We start from the raw sequence: 22139 nt of genomic DNA on the forward strand, positions 1-22139 counted from the left end.
TCTCGCTTTTTGAAAGCGCTATCCAATCCGAATATGGTGGCAGGTTCAGAAAAGAAAATGCTTACATTTACCTATACGGTTAGAGCGCTTTTAGCCTCATATCTCTTGTGTGATCAATGAGTTCAAAATTAAGCCTATTCCCATTATAAACAATAATCAGACATTTGTTAAATGTTTAACTATAATTTTTTTTGATAAATTTTTTTCCAGCCTTCCGTGTAGGGCATGGAATAAAGGGATTTTGCTTCTTTTAATATATTTAATTATGTTTTATTGCAAAAGCTCGCGGAAGAAAAAAATAAAAAAGAAAGTGGCATGAGCCACTCTCTTTTCATCCGCTGAAAAATTTCACAGCTTGCATCGCCAAATAGGCAATTCCTGCACCGATCAGCGGGCCAACAGCCACACCTTTAAATAAACTGACGGCCAAAATCGTGCCAAACACAAGCGCTGCCGTGATATGCGGATCATTTTCGAGTAGTACAATGCCGTTTTTTGCAATAAGTGCTACTAATATACCCGCTCCAAGTGCAATCCAAGCATAGGAAGATTTCACCGCTTCTCCAAGCTGCTTAAATCCAATGTCACCTGTTGCGATCGGCACAAGCACAGCAATTGTAATGACGGTAACCCCCCAATTGATGCCTTTTGATTGCAGAACCGGGAAAATTTTTTGATCCAGGCCAATGAGCTTAATCCCAATCAGCACAGAAACCGCTAAAATTAACGAATTGTTCTTCGCAATAAGTGCAATAACGAGTAAAAGAACCAAAAATAAATTTGCTTGAGTAAACATACGCCGCCCCTTCCTTTCTTTTTATTGCGACCTTTTCATATTACTAATCTTTTTGAATAAAATGAAGTATCGGACATGCTTGTTTTTTGGAGGGGATTTTGTGAATCACGCCTATGTGGCTATTTTTCTGCGAAGTTTGATGATGATCAGCATTGCCGTGTTTGCGGTTGTCTTTTTATATCAGTCTTTTCCGTTTTTATATCCTTTTTGGATCGCACTTGTTGTGTCCTGTTTGATTCATCCTGCCGTCTGCAAAATAGAAGAGATCACCGGGATGCCAAGAGGGTTTGTCGTAGTTATTGTTCTATTGCTCTTTTTAGTGGCTGCTGCCGGCTTAATGACGCTTTTAGTAGCGGAAATCATTTCAGGAAGTGCTTATTTAGCAAAGGTATTGCCTGGTCACCTTGATCAAATGATCAGTATTGTGGAACAGTTTTTCACAAATAAAATTTTGCCTTTATATCATGATTTGACTGCCCAATTTAATACGCTTCAAGCAGGACAAAAGGAATCGATTTTGGGACAAATTCAAGCACTTGGCGACGAAGCAGCCGCGAAAATCGGGACTTTTCTTTCAAAAACACTCGAACTCATTCCAGCTTTTTTAGGTCTTTTGCCCGATGTAGCAGCAACGCTTTTATTTTCCGCACTCGCGACTTTTTTTATCACAAAAGATTGGTTTACTTTAAAAAAATATGGTTCACGTATCTTTCCCGCAAAGTGGATGCAGCATACACGCGCCATTTTATCTGAAATCAAAAAAGCGATTACTGGCTTTATGAAAGCTCAGCTTCTGCTTGTTGCCATGACCATCGGCATCGTGCTCATTGGGCTGATCATCTTAAAGGTCGATCATGCCCTTGTCATCGCATTATGTATTGGGCTTGTTGATTTACTCCCTTACATCGGTAGCGGAACTGTTTTTCTCCCTTGGATTATTTACTCCGCCATGACAGGCAATCTTTCACTTGCCATCGGACTGGGCATTTTGTATATTGTCGTGTTAATTCAAAGACAAATATCAGAGCCGAAAGTCTTAAGTAAATCCATTGGGCTTAATCCTTTAGCAACCCTTGTGGCGCTATTTGTCGGGTTAAAATGGTTTGGTTTTCTCGGACTTGCCCTTGGCCCTGCTTCTCTTGTCGTATGGCAGGCATTTCGTAATGCAGGTGTTTTTAGGGAAATCTATCAGTACATTAGGTATGGCATGCAAAAGTAAAAGAGACCTCATCTGAAGGTCTCTTTAGCGAATAATGGTATAGCGTTTCCGGTTTGACAAGTTTCTAAGCCAGCGTTCAAAGAGCGGTTTGATTCGTTTTCTCGTCATCGGAATGAGCAGCAAGGCTCCAATGAGATCCGATAAAAATCCTGGAATGAGCAGCAGCAAACCGCCAATGAGAATGCAAAAGCCATCTACAATGGTTGACCCTGGCATCTTGCCATATTGTAAATCTCGCTGCACTTTTTGAAATGCTTCAATTCCTTGCTTTCTCGCAAAATAAGCACCTAGTGCACTCGTGAGCACGATGATGAGCATCGTTGGTAAAATGCCAATAATTTTACTTGAGATTAAAAACAAACTAATTTCCACTGCAGGGAACAGAATCAATAATAGTAGAAAATATTTCAACCATATCACCTCATGGGGTATCTTTCATCGAAAGCTGTTTACTTTTTTTAGTGTAACATAAAAAAAGAGAGGAGTCAGACAACTCCCCTCGTGTGTGATTTAAAGGACGCTTGCACGGCCTTTGTAGATCGCTCCGCGTGCTGGATCTACTGTAATCTCTTCGCCTTCTTTTAGAAGTGTTGTTGCGCTGTCAAGACCAACAATTACTGGAATGCCAAGGCTGAGTCCGACGACTGCTGCATGGCTTGTTAAACCGCCTTCTTCTGTGATAAGAGCAGATGCTTTCTCTAAAGCGCCCATCATATCACGGTCTGTGCAGTTCGCTACAAGAATTGCACCATCGTACATTTTTTCGTCTGCTTCTTTTCCGCTTTGTGCAATGACAACTGGTCCAAATGCAGATTTACGGCCAATTCCTTGACCCTTCGCAATGATGTCACCGACAACATATACTTTCATTAAGTTCGTTGTACCTGCTTCACCAACTGGCACACCTGCTGTAATCACAATCAAGTCGCCATGTCTTACATAGCCAGTTTCAATTGACTTCTCTACTGCATTCTCAAGCATTTCATCTGTAGAGTTCGTATTTGATCCACTCTTAGCAAATACGCCGAATACAAGAGATAGCTTTCTAGCCACTGATTCGTTTGCTGTTACCGCTACGATTGGTGCTTTTGGTCTATATTTTGAAATCATTCTCGCTGTATGACCACTTTCAGTAGGTGTCACAATCGCTGCCACATCAAGCTTCATGGCTGTATGCGCAACAGATTGACCGATGGCATCTGTAATACTGACTTCTACTTCTTCGCTTCTGCGAGAAAGAATCGCTTTATAGTTTAGTGCTTCCTCTGAACGTGATGCAATGTTATGCATCGTTTGCACAGCTTCAACTGGGTATGTCCCTGCTGCTGTTTCACCAGAAAGCATAATCGCATCTGTGCCGTCAAAAATAGCATTTGCCACGTCACTTGCTTCCGCACGAGTTGGACGCGGGTTACGCTGCATGCTGTCCAGCATTTGAGTAGCTGTGATGACTGGCTTGCCTAAACGGTTACATTTTTTGATCAGCATTTTTTGAACAAGCGGTACTTCTTCTGCTGGGATCTCTACACCAAGGTCTCCACGTGCAACCATCAGACCGTCTGATACCTCAAGGATCTCATCGATGTTATCAACGCCCTCTTGGTTTTCAATCTTAGGAATGATTTGAATGTCAGCCGCATTATTTTTCTCAAGAAGCTCACGAATTTCAAGAACATCAGAAGCTCGTCTTACAAAAGAAGCTGCGATGAAATCGACGCCTTGTTCAATTCCGAACAGAATATCATTGGCATCTTTTTCTGTAATACCTGGCAGGTTTACACTCACACCTGGTACGTTTACGCCTTTTTTGTTTTTGAGCGTGCCAGTATTCATAACTTTCGTGACGATTTCTTTGCGGTCCTTGTTGAGTTCTTTGACCTCTAAACCAATGAGACCATCATCTAATAGAATGGTTGAGCCCACTTCTATATCATGAATTAAATCTTCGTATGTCACACTAATTCTTTCCGTATTCCCTACAATGTCTTCCATACTCACGATGAGATCAGAACCAGCTACTAGCTCAATTGAGCCGTTTTCAACTGTACGTGTACGGATCTCTGGACCTTTTGTATCAAGAAGGATCGCAATGTCCTTGCCTAAAGTTTTACCTGCTTTACGAATGTTTTCGATGCGTGCACCATGCTCTTCAAAATCTCCATGAGAGAAGTTAAGTCTGGCTACATTCATTCCTGCTTCAATCAATTCAGTCAGCGTTTCAATGCTTTCACTTGCTGGACCGATTGTACAAACGATTTTTGTCTTTCTCATTACTGTTCCTCCTAAGGTCTTCTCGTTTTATATAGAGAGCTCTTGTGAAAGTCGGTACATATTTTGATCGACTGTATGTTTTTTATCTAAGATGTCTAAAATATCGTGATGAACGAGTTCATTGCTTTGAATGCCCACACAGCGTCCGCCTCTTCCTTCAAGAAGAAGTTCTACTGCATATGCTCCTAAACGGCTTGCCAGCACCCGGTCAAACGCACTTGGAGAACCTCCGCGCTGAATATGTCCTAAGACAGATACACGTGTTTCAAGGCTTGTCTCCTCTTCAATTCGCTTACCAAATTCAACACCGCTGCCTACGCCTTCTGCTACGATGATGATACTGTGCTTCTTGCCGCGCTCATGACCTCTTCTCAATCTGGCAATAATTTCGTCCATGTCATAGTCTGCTTCAGGAATCAAAATGGATTCGGCTCCGCCCGCAAGACCTGACCATAGAGCAATATCACCAGCATGTCTTCCCATTACTTCCACTACGTATGTACGTTCATGAGATGTGGCTGTATCACGAATTTTATCAATGGCATCAATGACTGTATTAAGTGCTGTGTCAAAGCCAATAGTGAAATCAGTACCTGGAATATCGTTGTCAATCGTGCCAGGGACACCTACACATGGAAAACCGAGCTCTGTTAATTTCTTCGCTCCCATGAATGAGCCATCTCCACCGATGACAACAAGTCCTTCAATACCGAATTTTTTTAAGTTTTCAATCCCTTTTTCGCGACCTTCAACTGTCTTGAATTCAGGGCATCTTGCCGTGTAAAGTTTTGTTCCTCCACGATGAATAATATCGCCTACTGAACCTATTTCTAGTTTCTCAATTTTACCGTTAATTAGACCTGAATATCCATTATAAATACCGTAAACTTCAACATTATGGTAAATTGCTTTTCTTACAACTGCGCGCACAGCTGCATTCATTCCTGGGGAATCCCCACCGCTCGTTAAAACTCCTATACGCTTCATCTTTTTCACCTCAGAGACCATATATGAATTAAACATACCATTTCCACTGCTTGAAAACAATCATGAGCAAAACCGGATGTTTTCAATACGAATTTCTAAAACCGTACTTATTATACAATTAAATAAACCGTTTTTAAACAAAAGTTAAGAAAGTCATGAAAGCATATCTCTCAAAAACCTGTAAGTCTAAGCGCGCTAAACCTTATCATGTCAGGGTTTTCAGACGTTTCAAATTTTATGAAAACAAAAGAAAATTATTTTCAAATAGCGCTTACATCAGGAAGGTTTTCATGAAAAAAGATGAAAAAAATAAACGCCAGCCAAAAAGGCTGTACGTTTATTTAGTTTACCCCAATATATTGATTTTCAATCGACACTTTGCCAATTGCTTTGTATTTTTGATATCTTTGTTCGACTAATTCTTCTGGCGATAGTTTGAGCAAAGATGTAAGTGACTGTTTTAATGTTTGATCCATGTAGGCTGCTTGTTGTTTCACGTCTCGATGTGCTCCACCTTGCACTTCTTTAATAACATCATCTATAATATCTAATTCTTTTAGGTCTGGAGCGGTAATTTTCATTGTTTCTGCAGCCTTTTTAGCAAGTGATGAATCCTTCCAGAGCAGTGCTGCTGCACCTTCAGGTGAAATCACTGAATACGTTGAGTTCTCTAGCATGAATAGGTGGTTTCCTACGCCTAAGCCTAGTGCTCCGCCACTTCCGCCTTCTCCAATGACAATGCAGACAACCGGTACACGAAGTCCTGCCATTTCGAATAGGTTTTTCGCAATTGCTTCACTTTGCCCGCGTTCTTCAGCTGCTTTACCAGGATAAGCTCCTTTTGTATCAATAAAGCAAATGATGGGGCGATTAAATTTATCTGCTTGTTTCATCAAACGCAGCGCTTTACGGTAACCTTCTGGATGAGGCATTCCGAAATTACGGCGCAAGTTTTCTTTTGTGTCTTTTCCGCGCTGATGTCCAATGACTGTGACAGGAAGCCCTTTAAACGTGGCGATTCCTCCAACAATGGCTTCATCATCGCCATAGAAACGATCACCATGACATTCAAAAAAGTTGTCAAACAGCTCTTGAATGTAATCGAGAGTTGTTGGACGCATCGCATGACGAGCAATTTGCACTCTGTCCCACGGCTTTAAATTTGTATAAATGTCTGCTTCAAGCTTACTCAGACGTGTTTCAAGACGCTCAATTTCCGCACTTAAATCCATCTCTGAGTTTTGTGTGAACTTTTTCAATTCATCAATTTTCGCTCTAAGTTCGATGACAGGTTTTTCAAATTCTAGTTCTCCAGCCACTCTCGTTCACCTCCTGTGCTGTGTAATGCTAAGATTTGACCCAGTTTTTCTTTCATCTCTGCACGGTGAATGACAGCATCCAATTGACCATGCTTCATTAAAAATTCAGCCGTTTGGAAGTCCTCTGGCAAGTCTTCACGAATGGTTTGTTCAATGATTCTTCGGCCTGCAAAACCAATTAATGCACCTGGTTCTGCAAAGTTGTAATCACCAAGAGACGCAAAACTAGCTGATACACCGCCAGTTGTCGGATTGGTCATCACAGAGATAATCAAACCTTGGTCCTCACTGAACATCTTTAATGCTGCACTTGTTTTTGCCATCTGCATGAGACTGAGAATTCCCTCTTGCATTCTCGCTCCACCAGATGCAGTAAAGATAATAAATGGTACCTTGTCCGCTTTTGCTTTCTCGATAGCCAGTGTAATTTTTTCACCAACGACCGTTCCCATGCTGCCCATACGGAACGTGGCATCCATGACAGCAATCACAGCACTTTGGCCTTCAATTTCACCTTTACCTGTGACAATGGCTTCATTCAAAGATGTTTTTTCTCTGTCTTTCTCAAGCTTTTCTTCGTAGCCTGGGAAACCGAGCGGGTTTGTAGAAATGAGATGCCCGTTAAATTCTTCAAATGTTCCTTCGTCTACAAGGCTTTTAATACGCTGTTTTGCATTCATTTGCAAATGTCTGCCACAATTCATACAAACACGTAAGTTTTTATCTAGTTCTTTGGTGAGCATTATTTTTTTACATTGCGGACATTTGGTCATGATGCCTTCAGGCACATCTTGACTTGCCTGTTCAGAGGGTACAGATGCATATTTTTTCTTTTTACTGAAAATGTTCTTGATTGACAAATGACTACCTCCCTTTTTGAAGGGTTTTTTCTTTACACGCACATCCACTATTATAGGACATGTCATAACTGTACCGAAACTATTGTACTTTTTTTGTCAAACGCTGTCATCCTTCATTCCATTTTTTCAGTGGGGAATTGATGAGAAATGAGTATGTGTTTGGGGCGCTGAGCAGTTGATATATTTGAATTGTGAACGTCTACAAAAAAAATCTCATTCCAGATGAAAAAATTTTCGCGTCAGAGAGAAAATGGTGCACGCCTTTCCTCCAATTTCAGAAAGAACGTGCACACTTTTCCAGTTGATTATTCGCCGATAATCGTTAATTTTCTTGTTTTTTCTGCGACAGTTTCTGGGTCGACTTTGATTCTTGCAACACCGGTTTCCATTGCTGCTTTTGCCACCGCTTTTGCTACTGCTGGTGCTACGCGTGCATCAAATGGTGCAGGAATGACGTATTCAGCTGTCAATTCTTCATCTGAAACAAGAGAAGCAATGGCTTCAACAGCTGCAATTTTCATTTCTTCGTTAATGTGTGTTGCGCGCACATCTAGTGCTCCGCGGAAAATGCCTGGGAATGCAAGTACGTTGTTTACTTGGTTTGGGAAGTCAGAACGGCCAGTTCCTACAACACTTGCACCTGCTGCATGTGCATCTTCTGGCATGATCTCTGGATTTGGATTAGCCATTGCAAAGATCACAGGATCTTTTGCCATTTTTCCAACCATTTCTTTTGTTAAAGCACCTGCTGCTGATACCCCGATGAAGACATCTGCGCCTTCAATCACTTCTTCTAAAGAACCTTCTTTACGGTCTTGGTTCGTGAATTTAGCTACTTCGTTTTTCACTGAATTCATACCGTTTGGACGGCCTTCGTAAATAGCGCCTTTTGTATCACACATAATGATATCACGTACACCGAAATGATAGAGAAGTTTGATAATCGCAATACCCGCTGCGCCAGCGCCGTTTGCAACAACTTTGATTGAAGACATTGATTTTCCAGACAATTTAAGGGCATTGACAAGTCCTGCTACTGTTACAATCGCTGTTCCATGTTGATCATCGTGGAAAACTGGAATGTTTGTCTCTTTTTTCAAACGCTCTTCAATGATGAAGCAGTTAGGAGCTGCAATATCTTCCAGGTTGACACCGCCAAAAGTCGGCTCAAGAAGCTTCACTGTTTCAACGATTTTGTCTACATCGTTTGTCGCAAGTGCGATTGGGAAAGCATCTACGCCTGCAAAGCTTTTGAATAATACAGCTTTACCTTCCATGACTGGAAGAGATGCTTCCGCACCGATATTTCCAAGCCCTAAAACAGCGCTTCCGTCTGTGACAACAGCGACCATATTGCCTTTCATTGTATAATCATACACTTTGCTTGTGTCGTCATAAATCTCTTTACATGGTTCTGCAACACCAGGTGAGTAAGCCAAGCTTAAGTCTTTCGCATTTTTCACTTGTACTTTTGATTTTGATTCGAGTTTGCCTTGATTCTCTTTGTGCATATGTAATGCTTCTTCTCTTAATGACATGTGATGAACACTCCTTCAAGTGGAAAATGATTTAATGAATTGCTAAGTTGATAAGCACATACTGGCAGTTTTAAATACACAGAATCTTTAAAATGATAACACAATAGATGATTTTGTAAAACACATTCAAGCGATTTGTCATCATTTAATCACAACGTTTTGTTCACCGAGTAGCTCTTTTAACTGGAAGATCACGGCATGATCTGCATGAACTTTGTATGCATCTGGAAGTCTCATCGTCTTCTTTTGCTTTTCATAATACAAATAGACATCTGCTTCTCCGCTGTGCAAAGAGATCACTCGTTTTACTTGCTCAAGCAGCTCCTGCGTATGGTTTTCTTCTTTCACCCGAATGTAGACAGACTCTTTTCTTTTCGTGCCCATCTCGTCAAGTAGAACTGCTTCTTGCACGATGATTTGACTGCTGTCATTTCTGACATCTATTCTGCCTTCAACATAAAGCATGGCGCCCTCCTCAAGTAAGGGGGACAGCTTTCTAAATTGCTCTGGAAAGACGACACCTTCCATTTCTCCCGTTTCATCCCCAAATGTAACAAATGCCATCGATTGTCCATTTTTTGTCCGAATCGATTTCACTTTTGTCAAAAGGCCACCCATTGAGATCTTTCGCTTTATATAGGAAGATAGTCTGATGATTTCCACTGCATCATTCTCTCTTAAGCGATCTCGATACGCTTGTACTGGGTGATTTGATAAATATAACCCAAGTGCCTCTTTTTCAAATTGCAAAAGGTCGACAAGCGGCATTTCGTCTATCTCAGCATATTTTGGCTTAATGGAGAAGGTTGTATCCCCAAGAAAGTCTAGCTGATCCTCAGGCGTTAAAAATGACACGTGGTCTAACGCAATATCTATAGATGCTAAAAGCGAAGCACGATTTGGATAAAACTCATCCATCGCCCCTGAAAAAATGAGCGCTTCAATCGTTTTTCGGTTTACACTCTTTGGTGATACCCTTGCGCAAAAATCAAATAAATCTTCAAACGGCTTTTCCTGTCTTGCTCTGTATATATCCTTTACAGCTGACACTCCGACATTTTTGATCGCTCTTAAGCTGTAGCGGATCTCCCCTTTTTCAACCGTAAATGGAAATTCACTCTTATTAATAGAAGGCTTCAACACAGAGATCCCTTTTTCCTTTGCCTCATAGAAATATTGAGCGACTTTGTCTTCATTTCCAATCACACTAGTTAAAAGTCCGCACATAAAATATAACGGATAATGCGCTTTTAAATAAGCAAGCTGAAAGCCGATCATGCTATATGCAACAGCATGGCTTCTATTAAAACCATAGTTTGCAAATTTGACGATTAAGTCATAAACGTCATTTGCAATGTTAACAGGATACTCCTTTTTTAGGCATCCTTCAACAAAATGGCTTCGCTGCTCATCAAGGACCTTTTTATCCTTCTTTGAAACGGCCCTTCTTAATAGATCAGCCTCTCCTAGCTGAAAGCCTGCCATCTTCGCTGCAATCAGCATGATTTGTTCTTGGTACACGATGACCCCGTATGTGTCCTTTAAAATGTCATACAAATCTGGATGCGGGTAAGAGACCTTGACCCTGCCGTGCTTTCGGTCGATAAAGAGCGGGATATTCTCCATTGGACCTGGCCGGTAAAGGGCATTGACTGCCACGATGTCTTCTAGACTAGAAGGTTTCAGCCGTCTTAGCACCTGGCGCATCCCCTGTGATTCCAGCTGGAAAATCCCTGTTGTATCTCCCGCTGATAACAATTCAAACGTTTTTGGGTCTTGATACGAAATGTCACTAAAGTTAATGTGGACGTTTTCCTGTCTTTCAATCTGATTTTTAATGGATTCGATTAACGTTAAGTTTCTTAATCCTAAGAAATCCATCTTTAAAAGTCCGAGATCTTCTAAATAATTCATGGCATACTGCGTTAAATACACACCATCATGGCCGTCTTGGATCGGAACGACCTGCGTCAGCGGCTCTTCGCTTAACACAACGCCGGCTGCATGTGTCGACGTGTGTCTTGGCAAGCCTTCTACCTTTAAAGCTGTTTGGAAGACCGTTCGAAGCTCTTCAGATTGCTGGAGAAGCGTTTTTAATTCAGGAGATGCGGCCACCGCTTCTTTCAGCGTCGTCCCTGGCTTTGATGGGACGAGCTTTGCAAGACGGTCTGCTGCCTTTGAGTCAATTCCCATCACACGTCCGACATCCCTTAAGGCAGCCTTTGCGGCAAGTGTGCCAAACGTGACAATTTGAGCCACATGCATGTCCCCGTATTTGTCTTTTACATAAGAAATCATTTCATCTCTTCTCGTGTCAGGAAAATCAATATCAATATCCGGCATGCTAATACGCTCAGGATTTAAAAAACGCTCAAATAAAAGCCCGTGACGAATCGGATCGACATCTGTAATAAACAGAACATAGGCAACAAGTGAGCCTGCTGCTGATCCCCGTCCTGGACCTGTGACAATGCCGTTGTCATGCGCATACTTCATAAAATCCCATACAATAAGAAAATAGTCACTGAAATTCATTTTTTGGATAATGCTTAGCTCATACTCAAGCCTTTTGGCATATGTTTCATTTGAAGCGATCTTTCTTTGTTTCATGCCTTCCGCACACACTCTGCGTAAAAACTGATCGGCTGTTGATTGATCAGGAGTTGGATAGGATGGCAATTTTGTCTGTCCAAGATTTAAATCTACTTCACAGCGGTCTGCGATCTCAACTGTTCTTGTCAGTAGTTCAGGATCATCCCCATACCAATCCATCATTTCTTGGGTGGATCTGAAATGCTTTTCTCCTCGGTCTTCCTCTATATCTGAAAGCTGCTGTCCCGCCTTTATGGCCTTTAAACATGTATACGCCGTTTTGTCCTCTCGGTTGATGTAATGAACATCCCCCGTTGCGACAAGTGGAATATCCGCACTTTTTGAGACGTCTCGCAGTTTTTCGGCAAGCGACTCGTCTTGCTGGAATGGCTGAACCGCAATGTACACATGTCCCTCGCCAAAAATACGTTTCAAATGGCTTGCCGCATTGCGCGCTTCTTCTAACTGATCATGCTTCAGCAGCGTTTCAATATAGCCAGATGTGCCTGGCGTTATGGCAATAAGCCCATGATGATAACTTTTCAGCCATTTTTCTTTCAGGCCAGCTTTTGATTTTGATTTCAGCACACTGCTAATTTTGATCAGATTTTGATAGCCTTCATTGTTTTTTGCAAGGAGTACCAAGGGATAAGCCTCTGTCTCTTGTTCATCTATGAAGACAGAAGCTGTTAAACCGATGACCGGCTTGATGCCATATTTTTTACATTCCTTATAAAATTCAACCGTTCCATACATCACATGGTCATCGGTCAGAGCGAGCGCTTTGTAGCCAAGTTCTTTTGCTTTCAGCACGAGCTCCCTTACTTTAGCTGCACTGCTTAACAAGCTGTATCCACTGTGGACCTGAAGATGAACATAAGACATGCTTAATCCACTCCTTTCGTCTAAAGTCATTCTTTCATTATAAAACGCGATGCGATGAGAAACAAATGTTCTTTCTTTTCCATCCGTTCATACTTGTCCAGAGCACACCATATATTGAATAGAGTGAGGTGGAAAAAATGGATGTGAAGGAAGCCTTTATTCCGAACTTTATTAGCTGTTACTTTATCGCACTTGGGGTGATTTTAGGTGGTGCCATTATAGGCGGTGTAGGTGCGTATTTATCTGGTCAGCCGCCTCTATCAATTATTTCAAGTCTTGCCAACCGTTTAAAAATTTGGGCGCTTGTCGCCGCAATCGGTGGAACATTTGATGCGGTCTATAGCTTTGAAAGAGGCATTTTCGAAGGAAACACGCGTGATATTTTCAAACAGATCTTATTAATTATCTCTGCCATGGGCGGTGCACAAACGGGATATCTCATTATTACGTGGCTCACTCAGGAGCATGTGTCATCATGAGAGTGCCGGAGCTGTATAAACGCCCAGGCTGGCAGCGTTTTTTTGCTGGAATGATGTTCGGCGCGATTATCAGCTGGCTGATTTTCCTCTTTACATATGGAACCTTTCAGGAAAAGCAGGTGACGCTGCTCAGAAGCCAGCAACACCATATGGACAGTCTGAAAGAACAAATCACACTCTATCGGGAAGATTTGCATAAGTTAAATGAGGATAATAAGCAGCGGCTGCTGATCCAAAGCGTAGATGTTCATCTCGTGAATCGTGAGCAATATAAAATCCCAGAGCCGGATACGCTAAAGTTTGAAGATCAGGTCAAAGAGGACATCTCAGAAGTCATCACAAAGGATATTGAAAGTGTCTATAAAACAAAGGAATTATTAAAACGAACGGTGGAAAATAAAGAATATATGATTCGGGAAAAGGCATACCGCGCCAAAGTGACAGAGCTGACGATTTATACGAAACTTTCACTTGAAGTGCGTATTTCATTTGCTGAATAAATGATCATGTGGAATTTTTATGAATTTCTGCCCTCAATGATCGCTTTTTACTCCTCATTTTTATACACTAAAAGAAGAACGATATCCTAAATAGAAAGAGGTGAGGACAATGGAGGTTTATAGCTATCGGCAAATGGCACGAGACAAAGCAAGCCGGATCAAGGACGGCATGTGTGCTTATGCTGAGACAGAAATGATGGCTCATTTAATTAAAAAAGAATTAAAACATCAAAATCTCCAAGCCTATGAAGATTCAACGGACATCGGCTGCTGGTTTATCCCTGTATCTAAGTAACCCTTTTCTCCAACATCAAAAAAGAGAGAGGGAACTTGAAGCCTCCCTCTCTCACGATGATGATTTACATACTTCTTCTAAATCACGCAAAATCTCATCTGCCACGGCCCAATCATAAATGGACGCACCGGCTGCAAGCGGGTGACCGCCGCCATGATATTTTTTAGCAATGGTGTTAATGACGACGCCTTTAGAGCGGAATCTGACACGAATCTGATCGTTTTCTTCCACAAAAAAGACCCAAGCCTTAATTCCTGCAATATTTCCAAGTGTCCCAACAAGCTGCGAGGCTTGCTGCGCCGTTGTTTGGAACGACTCCAAAATGTCACGCTTAATAAAAACAGATGCTACCCCATTCTCTGACAAAGAGATATGTTGAAAAATATAGCCATTTAATTTCACGACATTCAAATCCGTCTCATACAATTGATTGAAAAGGTCTGATGATGAAAAAGGGTATTCGATGAGTTCCCCTGCATATTTGAGTGTCTTTTTCGTAGTGTTTGGGAAAAGGAAGCGGCCTGTGTCTCCTACAATGCCGGCATAAATCAGTTCAGCCGCCTTTGTATTCAGCTGATATCCTTCTTCTTTCCCCTCTAAATACAGCTCATAAATCATCTCACTCACAGAGCTTGCCTCTGTATCAACCCAAAGCAAGTCACCATAAGGATCTTCATTTGGATGATGATCAATTTTCATCAGCTTATCGCCCATAGAATAGCGCTGATCATCAATTCTTGCCTGATTGGCTGTATCGCAGACAATGACAAGGGCACCTTTATACACTTCGTCCGGCACCTCATCGAGTTCATATAAAAATGAAAGGGATGGCTCCGGGGTTCCAGTCGCATAAATATTTTTTTCTGGATACGTGGCACGCAAGATTTCCGTAAGGCCGCACTGCGATCCATACGCGTCAGGATCGGGTCTTACATGTCTATGAATGATAATGGTGTCATATAATGATATGGTTCTAATCAGTTCTTTTTTCATAAAAACTCCTTCTCATGCGATACTCTTTTTATTATTAAATCATAATCTATCCTGACGGAAAAGTGAGGAATAGACAATTTATTCTAGTAAGCAAGCCTATTTACGTTTAAAATAGGGTTGTAACCACTTACAATGGGGGCTTGGCACATGCTTGTTTTGATTGTGTTTATTATTTGTTCTGCCATGTTTTATTTATACTACAAAGCAAAGAATGTCCGTACGAATCGGCCGGTCGAGAAGAAATTCTGGTCTGCCAAATCCAGTATGGCACTTGGATGCTTTGTCCTGCTGTTCGGTGTGAATCAATTATTTTTAAACCGCTCGTCACTCGCATTTGTCATTGGGTTTATTTTTGTTGCAGTCGGTATCGGCAGTACGTGGGCTGGGTATAAAGCCTACAAGCATTATCTTCCGCTCTTTTTAAAGGAAGGCGAAAAAGATCACGCGTAATAAGAGGTTACAGTATGATAGAAAACCCTTGAAGTCTAGGAAAGACGAGCACAGGATTGATATCGGATGCGAGGGTTTGTCTACATGCTGGGAAGGGCGAAGTCATTTCGCCCTTTTTTCTCATTTAGCCTCTCTCCATCAGCTGTACCATCAGCATCGCTTTCCCTACGATATTTGATTGGTGGTACACCTCAACCTCCAGCTTTCCAAACTTGCGCCCTACTTCTAAAATATTCGGCTTGATCTGTATCGTAGATTCCATTTGAACCGGTTTTAAGAAATAGACAGAGAGACTTTCGACAATCAGCTCGCCTTTTTTATGAGATTTTAAGAAGCGGTTGGCTGATTCGATTAAAATTTGTGTAAACACACCATATGAAATATTGCCAAGCTGGTTTGTCATTTGTGGTGTGACCTCATATTGATAAACCGCATCTGCTTTCGGTTTTTCTGTATCGGTCTCTTTAAATCCTCTCGACACAACGTCATCCAGTTTTTCTCCGACCTGCGGCTGCTTTTGGATCATTTGCAGCGCCTTGAGCACATCCTGACGGCTAATCATCCCAATCAGCTTCGCATGATCATCTACAACTGGCAGCACCTCAATGCCTTCCCACACCATCATTTGTGCAGCAGAGGCAACAGATGTTTTGCCAATGACCGTCAGTGGATTTTTCGTCATCACCTTTTCAATCGGTGTAGAGCGGTCATGACCTGCAATATCCTTTGAGGTGAGAATGCCGTGAATCTTCATTTGATCATCTGCTACCGGGAAACGGCCGTGCCCTGTTTCGTAATTCTTCTCATACCATTTCTCAAGTTTATCTTCTGGTGATAAGTATACGGTCCGTTCAATCGGCGTTAAAATATCTTCCACAAGCACAATCTCTTTTTTAATTAATTGGTCATAAATGGCCCTGTTAATGAGAGCCGCTACAGTAAATGTATCGTAGCTTGTCGATAATATTGGCAGCTCAAGCTCATCTGCGAGCTGAATGATTTGTTCATCTGTTGAGAATCCGCCTGTGACCAGCACAGCCGCTCCTGCCTCTAATGCTTGCCTGTGGGCATTGATCCGGTTTCCGACGATCAATAGGTTTCCAGCTGCCGTATATCGCATCATCGCATCCAGCTCCATCGCCCCGATGACAAATTTGTTTAAAGTTTTATGTAAGCCGGCTCGTCCTCCAAGCACCTGTCCATCAATGACATTGACAACTTCCGCATATGTCAGTTTTTCAATATTTTCTTTTTTCTTCTGTTCAATTCGAATGGTTCCCACTCGTTCAATGGTACTGACGAATCCTTTATTTTCAGCATCTTTAATGGCCCTGTAAGCGGTGCCTTCACTCACTTTCATTTCTTTCGCTATGCGCCGGACAGAAATTTTCTCTCCGACATCTAATGAATCAATATACGATAAAATTTGCTCATGCTTTGTCGCCAATCCCGTTCACCCTTTTTGTTTTCAGCGTTTTCATCTATGTTTCATTATAAAGGCAGGAGGCTTTTAATAGCAATTTGTCTTTTACTTCAGCACGATCCAGGCAAACAAAAAAGCCAGCATTTGTATGCCAGCTTTTGTTCATGCTTATCAAATGTCGATGGACTCTCCGCTGTTCAACACATGACCTACGCCGCCGTGCAGGCTGTCTGCAAATGCATGCGGATCTTGCTCAATTGGCGGGAACGTACTGTAGTGAATCGGAACGACCTGCTTTGCACGAAGCCATTCTGCTGCAATTCTTGCATCGTCTGGCCCCATGGTGAAGTTATCACCGATTGGAAGGAATGCAAGGTCAATATGATTTAGTTCACCGATTAGCTTCATATCTGAAAAGAGTGCTGTGTCTCCTGCATGATAAATTGTTTTCCCCTCTGCGGTAAATAAAATACCTGATGGCATGCCAGTATATGTAATCGTCTGTGCCTCTTCATCAATGACAGCTGAACCGTGGAACGCTTGCGTGAGCTTCACTTTACCAAATTCAAACTCACGTCCGCCTCCAATAGAAAGCGGGTGCGTTTTCACCCCTTGCCAGCTTAAATAAGTGGCAAGTTCGAATGGCGCGATAACGAGCGCGTCATTGTTTTTAGCGATTTCAATGGTGTCACCGACGTGATCTCCATGTCCGTGAGTGAGCAAAATCACATCTGCTTTGACATCCTGTGGTTTAATCTCTGTATGCTTATTCCCATTTAAAAATGGATCAATCCAAATATGATATCCGTTTGTTTCAATGTGTACGACTGAATGTCCATGATATGTAGCTTTCATGTAGTAATCCACCTCTCAATTTTGATCTCATATCATCTATTCCCTGTATAAAAAGCTAAAAAACTTAATGCCTATGAATCACGTTAAGTCCACCTGTCGCTTCAATGACAGTCCCTGTAATGAGGTCTGATCGATCATCACATAAAAATGAGATGATGCGCCCTATATCCTCTCCGGTACCAGACCGGCCTATTGGTGTTTCATCGTCTCTGATCTGACGTGCTTCCTCGATCGTGGATTCTTTCATGTCTCCGACGATTTTGCCTGGACAAACCATATTGGCCGTGATGCCATTTTCAGCTTCTTCAATGGCAATGGTTTTCGTCAATGACGCCAGCCCTACTTTTGCCGCTCCGAAGGCTGACCTGTGCATCCAGCCTGGTGCATGATCTGCCCCTTGGAAGCCGTACGTGATAATCCGGCCAAAGCCTTGTTTTCTCATCATGGGGATGACCATTCGGAACAAATGGAACACTGCGGATAGGTTGCCTTCTATCATTTGATACCATTCATCTTCGGAGTAATCCGCGAGTTTCTTTCGTTCAAAAATATAAGGTCCAGCATTATTGATCAAGGCATCAATCCGCCCAAATCGCTCAGCTGCCAGCTCCACCATGTTTTTTAAATCTTCTTTGTTTGTCACATCACCTTGGACAAATTGAAGCTTTTCTTCGTATTCCTGCAATTCTTCTTTCATCTGCCGGACAGCTTCATCATCACTTCGATAATTCACTGTCACAGAATACCCCATATTCAGTAAAGACTCGGTGACTTTCCTGCCAAGTCCTTTAGAACCCGCTGTTATTAATGCGTGTCGCACACAATCTCCTCCTAAAGCAAAGGTTGCAAGTTCATGTGTTTCTCATACTATCTTTACTTTACTATAAACCAGCACTGGACGCACTTCTGAACCCTTTGTCTGCTATCCATATTGTGAATGGAAAAATACAGGGTGATTCATCCACTTTTGTACATCCCATGAGCCATGAATATCAAGGAGGAATGAAACAAAACGGTAGCATTCCCGCACCTCGTGAAGCTGCTTGGGGAGCGGCCGTATATCTTCATAGCCTCGTTGAACAAAATGTGCCGCTTCTTTCGTCAAAAGATACTCTAATGCAATGAAATCAAATTCCGCCGGTCCAAACACCACATATTCCGTATCAACAAGACACATGACTTTTCCATCTCTCTCGATGTATTGAGTCGCATCTAAATCAATTAATATGAGACTGGATGATTCAGGCAGACTGAGCTCTTCCAGTTTTTGTTGTACAATCTTCTCATAGCGTACAATTTCAGGCTGATTAACATAATAGTGACTTGTGAGATGGTGAACAGCCTTTTTTAACTGTTGATTAAAATTCTTCAAATCGTGCCGCTTTCCACCGTATACCGCACCAAAAAAGTGAGTTTGGTATGCATGGAAACGTGCCAGCTTTCTCCCGTAATCCTCATAAAATGCTGGTGTTCTTCCCTTTAAAGTTGTGATTGACGTCCCCTCTACTTTTTCCATCACAGTATAATTCCTTCCCGATATTTGCACTTGGCGAATAACGGCAGGAATGTGAAAAGATTTCGTTTGAGACAGGCGTCGATTGATTTGATCGATATGATCTTGAACTGCATGTGCATCGACTCCATAAATCAAACTGATCCCTGCCGTAAATTCACTTTCATTCCTGTTCGTTCTTCGTGACCGAACAACATATTCTGTCTCATCCTGTAACGAGACAAGCCATACATCATTGGTTCGTCCGTCATATTGTTCACCAAGCGTTTTGATCGATACGATGGGTTGATCAAACAAAGTCTCTAGCTTTTGTCTCACCGTCAATCCCCTATCCCCCTTCTACTTCTTAAAACAACATATGCTTTCATGTTCTCCAAGGAGGATAAATCTCCTTTTTGAAAAACAGCAAAAAACCATCCGTATCATACGAATGGTTTTGGTAAGTTATGCTAGGCAGGATTTTGCCTTTTCTAAAGCAAGCTGGATTTGTTTGAATCCAGTTCCCCCTGCACTTGTTCTTTTTTCAACAGCGACATACGGATCAAGAACAGTGTAAATGTCTTGTTCAAAGAGACCGCTTGCTTCTGTGAATGTTTCGAAAGGAAGGTCACTTAAGTAGATGCCTTTTTGAATGCACGTATACACAAGCTTTCCAACGATTTCGTGTGCTTCACGGAATGGCATTCCTTTTTTCGCAAGGTAGTCTGCCACTTCGGTCGCATTTGAGAAATCTTCCTTTGTTGCTTTTTTCATGACATCTTTGTTCACTGTCATCGTTTGAATCATGCCTGTGAAGATTTGCAAGCTGCCAGCGATGGTTTTCACTGTATCAAACATGCCTTCCTTGTCTTCTTGCAGGTCTTTGTTATACGTAAGCGGCAAACCTTTCATAATGGTGAGAAGCCCCATCAGGTTGCCATATACACGGCCCGTTTTTCCGCGGATCAATTCAGCCATATCCGGGTTTTTCTTTTGCGGCATCATGCTACTGCCTGTTGCGTATGTGTCATCAAGTTCAATGAATTTGAATTCTTGAGAGCACCATAAAATGATTTCCTCACAAAGACGCGAGAGGTGCATCATGACAAGGCTGCTGTTAGACAAGAACTCTAAAATGAAGTCACGATCACTCACGCCATCAAGGCTGTTCTCGTAAATATGATCAAAGCCAAGCAGCTCTGCTGTATATTCACGATCAATTGGGAATGTCGTTCCTGCTAACGCCCCGCATCCAAGTGGAGAGACGTTAATCCGCTTCAAAGAATCTTGAAAGCGCGCTTTGTCACGCTCAAGCATCCAAAAGTAAGCGAGCATATGATGGGCAAAGGAAATAGGCTGTGCACGCTGTAAGTGCGTATATCCTGGAAAGATCGTTTCAACGTGCTGTTCTGCTTTCTCTACAAGCACCTTTTGAAAAGAAGAGATCAGCTCAATGATATGCTCTACTTGGTTATTCAAATATAAATGCATATCTGTTGCGACCTGATCATTCCGGCTTCTCGCTGTGTGCAATTTGCCGCCAAGCGGCCCAATCTCATCAATGAGCATTTTTTCAAGGTTTAAATGAATGTCCTCATAATCCACTGAGAAATCCAGTTCATCCGCCTCTGCCTTTTTCATGAGCGTATTCAGTCCGTCTTTGATGGCAGCGGCCTCCTCATCTTGGAGGATACCGCATTTATTCAGCATACTTGCATGAGCAAGGGAGCCGGTCAGATCTTCTTTGACTAATTGTTTGTCGAAATGAATGGATGCACCAAACTCATCGACCCATTTTTCTGGTGTTTTTTGAAATCGGCCTCCCCAAAGCTTTTTCATGCCTTAACCTGCTCCTTTTTGTTCACGATACTGTTTACTTTTGTTGGTAAACCCCAAAGGTTAATAAATCCTACAGCTGCATCATGATCGAATTCATCTGCTTTTGTGTAAGTCGCTAGATTTTCATCATAAAGTGAATATGGTGATTTACGTCCTTCTACAATCGCATGGCCTTTAAATAGTTTCACACGTACAACACCTGTTACGTTCTTTTGTGTTTCTTGTAAGAATGCGTCTAGTGCTTCTTTAAGTGGTGAGAACCATAAGCCGTTGTATATTAATTCAGCCATTTTTTGTTCAACGATTGGCTTAAAGTGAGCGACTTCTTTGACAAGCGTTAAGTCTTCCAGCTCTTTATGCGCTTTTAAAAGTGTGATAGCACCTGGGCACTCGTACACTTCACGAGATTTGATCCCAACAAGGCGGTTTTCAACGTGATCGATTCTGCCAACGCCATGGTGTCCAGCGACTTCATTTAAATGAAGGATCAGATCAGATAAAGAATACTGGATACCGTCAATCGCGGTTGGTTTTCCTTTTTCAAACGTGATTTCAATGATCTCAGGTGTGTCAGGTGTTTTTTCAAGTGGATTTGTCAGATCGTACGCACCTTCTGGCGGCGCAGCCCAAGGATCTTCTAAGATGCCGCATTCGTTACTTCTGCCCCAAAGGTTTTGGTCGATTGAATATGGGCTGTCTAAGTTAATTGGAATTGGAATACCATGCTTTTGTGCATAGTCAATCTCTTCATCACGAGACCATTTCCATTCACGTACTGGTGCAAGAACTTCTAGATCTGGATTCAATGCTTTAATGGATACTTCAAAACGAACTTGGTCGTTCCCTTTTCCTGTACACCCGTGAGCTACTGCTACTGCATTTTCTGCCTCTGCTACTTCGACTAATTTTTTTGCAATCAGTGGACGAGATAGTGCTGACACAAGCGGGTATTTTCCTTCATACATTGTGTGTGCTTGTAATGCAGTCAGTGCAAATTCTTCAGCAAATTCTTCTTTTGCGTCGATCATGTAGGATTGAACTGCTCCGACTTGAAGTGCTTTTTGCTGAACGAATGCTAAGTCTTTTCCTTCACCTACGTCCAGGCAGCAAGCAACGACTTCGTATCCTTGCTCTTGTAACCATTTAACTGCAACAGAGGTATCAAGGCCTCCGGAATATGCTAATACGACTTTTTTATTTTGTGACATGATTGAAAAGCTCCTCTCACTTGTTTTGATTCTGTGAATGTTTTTTGCATAAAAATAAGTTTTAATTTATAAACATGCATTTAGTATGTATACACTGTAACAAGGAAAAATTGTTTTTTCAACCCCTTTATGAAAAAA

The 22139-nt window shown here is 41.9% G+C and carries 20 protein-coding genes; 5 read left to right on the forward strand and 15 right to left on the reverse strand.

Annotated features, from left to right (window positions below; genetic code table 11):
• Positions 1 to 331: 331 nt before the first annotated feature.
• Complete coding sequence (locus C6W18_RS04810; protein WP_034320955.1) at positions 332 to 796, reverse strand: DUF441 domain-containing protein; 465 nt, start codon at positions 794 to 796, stop codon at positions 332 to 334.
• Positions 797 to 896: 100 nt separating this feature from the next.
• On the opposite strand from C6W18_RS04810, the gene ytvI reads away from it, so the two are divergent.
• Positions 897 to 2015, forward strand: coding sequence for a sporulation integral membrane protein YtvI (gene ytvI, locus C6W18_RS04815; RefSeq protein ID WP_105926283.1), 1119 nt, complete (start codon positions 897 to 899; stop codon positions 2013 to 2015).
• 24 nt (positions 2016 to 2039) lie between these two features.
• Here ytvI and C6W18_RS04820 read toward each other — a convergent pair whose 3' ends face one another.
• From C6W18_RS04820 to dnaE, 7 genes are all read right to left on the reverse strand, one after another.
• Positions 2040 to 2426 (reverse strand): FxsA family protein, encoded by a 387-nt coding sequence (locus tag C6W18_RS04820; protein ID WP_034320960.1) that lies wholly within the window; start codon positions 2424 to 2426, stop codon positions 2040 to 2042.
• Positions 2427 to 2525: 99 nt separating this feature from the next.
• Positions 2526 to 4286, reverse strand: a complete 1761-nt coding sequence (gene pyk / locus C6W18_RS04825) for a pyruvate kinase (RefSeq protein WP_034320963.1) — start codon at positions 4284 to 4286, stop codon at positions 2526 to 2528.
• A gap of 27 nt (positions 4287 to 4313) precedes the next feature.
• Positions 4314 to 5273: a 6-phosphofructokinase gene (gene pfkA / locus C6W18_RS04830; protein WP_017358271.1), complete on the reverse strand. Its 960-nt coding sequence runs from the start codon at positions 5271 to 5273 to the stop codon at positions 4314 to 4316.
• A 341-nt stretch (positions 5274 to 5614) separates the two neighbouring features.
• Positions 5615 to 6592, reverse strand: coding sequence for an acetyl-CoA carboxylase carboxyl transferase subunit alpha (gene accA, locus C6W18_RS04835; RefSeq protein ID WP_034320966.1), 978 nt, complete (start codon positions 6590 to 6592; stop codon positions 5615 to 5617).
• Positions 6577 to 7452 (reverse strand): acetyl-CoA carboxylase, carboxyltransferase subunit beta, encoded by an 876-nt coding sequence (gene accD, locus C6W18_RS04840; RefSeq protein WP_034320969.1) that lies wholly within the window; start codon positions 7450 to 7452, stop codon positions 6577 to 6579. Before accD ends, accA begins: the two co-directional genes overlap by 16 nt.
• A 305-nt stretch (positions 7453 to 7757) precedes the next feature.
• Entirely contained in the window at positions 7758 to 8990 is a 1233-nt protein-coding gene (gene ystJ, locus C6W18_RS04845) for an NADP-dependent malic enzyme (RefSeq protein ID WP_034320971.1), read from the reverse strand.
• 141 nt (positions 8991 to 9131) lie between these two features.
• A complete protein-coding gene (gene dnaE / locus C6W18_RS04850; RefSeq protein WP_105926285.1) occupies positions 9132 to 12467 on the reverse strand; it encodes a DNA polymerase III subunit alpha in 3336 nt (1111 codons plus the stop codon).
• 137 nt (positions 12468 to 12604) lie between these two features.
• Here dnaE and ytrH point away from each other — a divergent pair, with 137 nt between their 5' ends.
• The 3 genes from ytrH to C6W18_RS04865 all read left to right on the forward strand — a co-directional run bounded on the left by ytrH (position 12605) and on the right by C6W18_RS04865 (position 13741).
• Positions 12605 to 12946 (forward strand): sporulation membrane protein YtrH, encoded by a 342-nt coding sequence (gene ytrH / locus C6W18_RS04855; protein WP_034320977.1) that lies wholly within the window; start codon positions 12605 to 12607, stop codon positions 12944 to 12946.
• On the forward strand, positions 12943 to 13446 hold the full coding sequence (ytrI, locus tag C6W18_RS04860; RefSeq protein ID WP_105926287.1) for a sporulation membrane protein YtrI: 504 nt from the start codon (positions 12943 to 12945) through the stop codon (positions 13444 to 13446). The genes ytrH and ytrI overlap by 4 nt, the downstream gene beginning before the upstream one ends.
• 109 nt (positions 13447 to 13555) lie before the next feature.
• Positions 13556 to 13741: a YtzJ family protein gene (locus C6W18_RS04865; protein WP_008346082.1), complete on the forward strand. Its 186-nt coding sequence runs from the start codon at positions 13556 to 13558 to the stop codon at positions 13739 to 13741.
• Between the two features lie 51 nt (positions 13742 to 13792).
• On the opposite strand, the gene C6W18_RS04870 is transcribed toward C6W18_RS04865, so the two are convergent.
• Positions 13793 to 14734 (reverse strand): DHH family phosphoesterase, encoded by a 942-nt coding sequence (locus C6W18_RS04870; protein WP_007501719.1) that lies wholly within the window; start codon positions 14732 to 14734, stop codon positions 13793 to 13795.
• A gap of 147 nt (positions 14735 to 14881) precedes the next feature.
• Here C6W18_RS04870 and C6W18_RS04875 point away from each other — a divergent pair, with 147 nt between their 5' ends.
• Entirely contained in the window at positions 14882 to 15184 is a 303-nt protein-coding gene (locus tag C6W18_RS04875; protein WP_003216665.1) for a YtpI family protein, read from the forward strand.
• A gap of 124 nt (positions 15185 to 15308) precedes the next feature.
• Here the strand turns inward: C6W18_RS04875 and C6W18_RS04880 are convergent, their stop codons facing one another.
• From C6W18_RS04880 to C6W18_RS04905, 6 genes are all read right to left on the reverse strand, one after another.
• Positions 15309 to 16631 carry a CBS domain-containing protein gene (locus C6W18_RS04880; protein WP_034320983.1) on the reverse strand — a complete coding sequence of 441 codons (1323 nt, stop codon included), beginning with the start codon at positions 16629 to 16631 and terminating at the stop codon, positions 15309 to 15311.
• 147 nt (positions 16632 to 16778) lie between these two features.
• Complete coding sequence (locus C6W18_RS04885) at positions 16779 to 17462, reverse strand: metal-dependent hydrolase (RefSeq protein ID WP_105926289.1); 684 nt, start codon at positions 17460 to 17462, stop codon at positions 16779 to 16781.
• 64 nt (positions 17463 to 17526) lie between these two features.
• Positions 17527 to 18282, reverse strand: coding sequence for an SDR family oxidoreductase (locus tag C6W18_RS04890; protein ID WP_105926291.1), 756 nt, complete (start codon positions 18280 to 18282; stop codon positions 17527 to 17529).
• Positions 18283 to 18384: 102 nt separating this feature from the next.
• Positions 18385 to 19293 (reverse strand): phosphotransferase, encoded by a 909-nt coding sequence (locus tag C6W18_RS04895; protein WP_105926393.1) that lies wholly within the window; start codon positions 19291 to 19293, stop codon positions 18385 to 18387.
• A 126-nt stretch (positions 19294 to 19419) separates the two neighbouring features.
• Entirely contained in the window at positions 19420 to 20793 is a 1374-nt protein-coding gene (gene argH, locus C6W18_RS04900) for an argininosuccinate lyase (RefSeq protein ID WP_105926293.1), read from the reverse strand.
• Complete coding sequence (locus tag C6W18_RS04905; protein WP_105926295.1) at positions 20790 to 22001, reverse strand: argininosuccinate synthase; 1212 nt, start codon at positions 21999 to 22001, stop codon at positions 20790 to 20792. The genes argH and C6W18_RS04905 overlap by 4 nt, the downstream gene beginning before the upstream one ends.
• Positions 22002 to 22139: the final 138 nt, after the last annotated feature.

The sequence above is a fragment of the Bacillus sp. LLTC93 genome (assembly GCF_002993125.1).
In the GTDB taxonomy this organism is placed as follows: Bacteria; Bacillota; Bacilli; order Bacillales; family Bacillaceae; genus Bacillus; species Bacillus zhangzhouensis.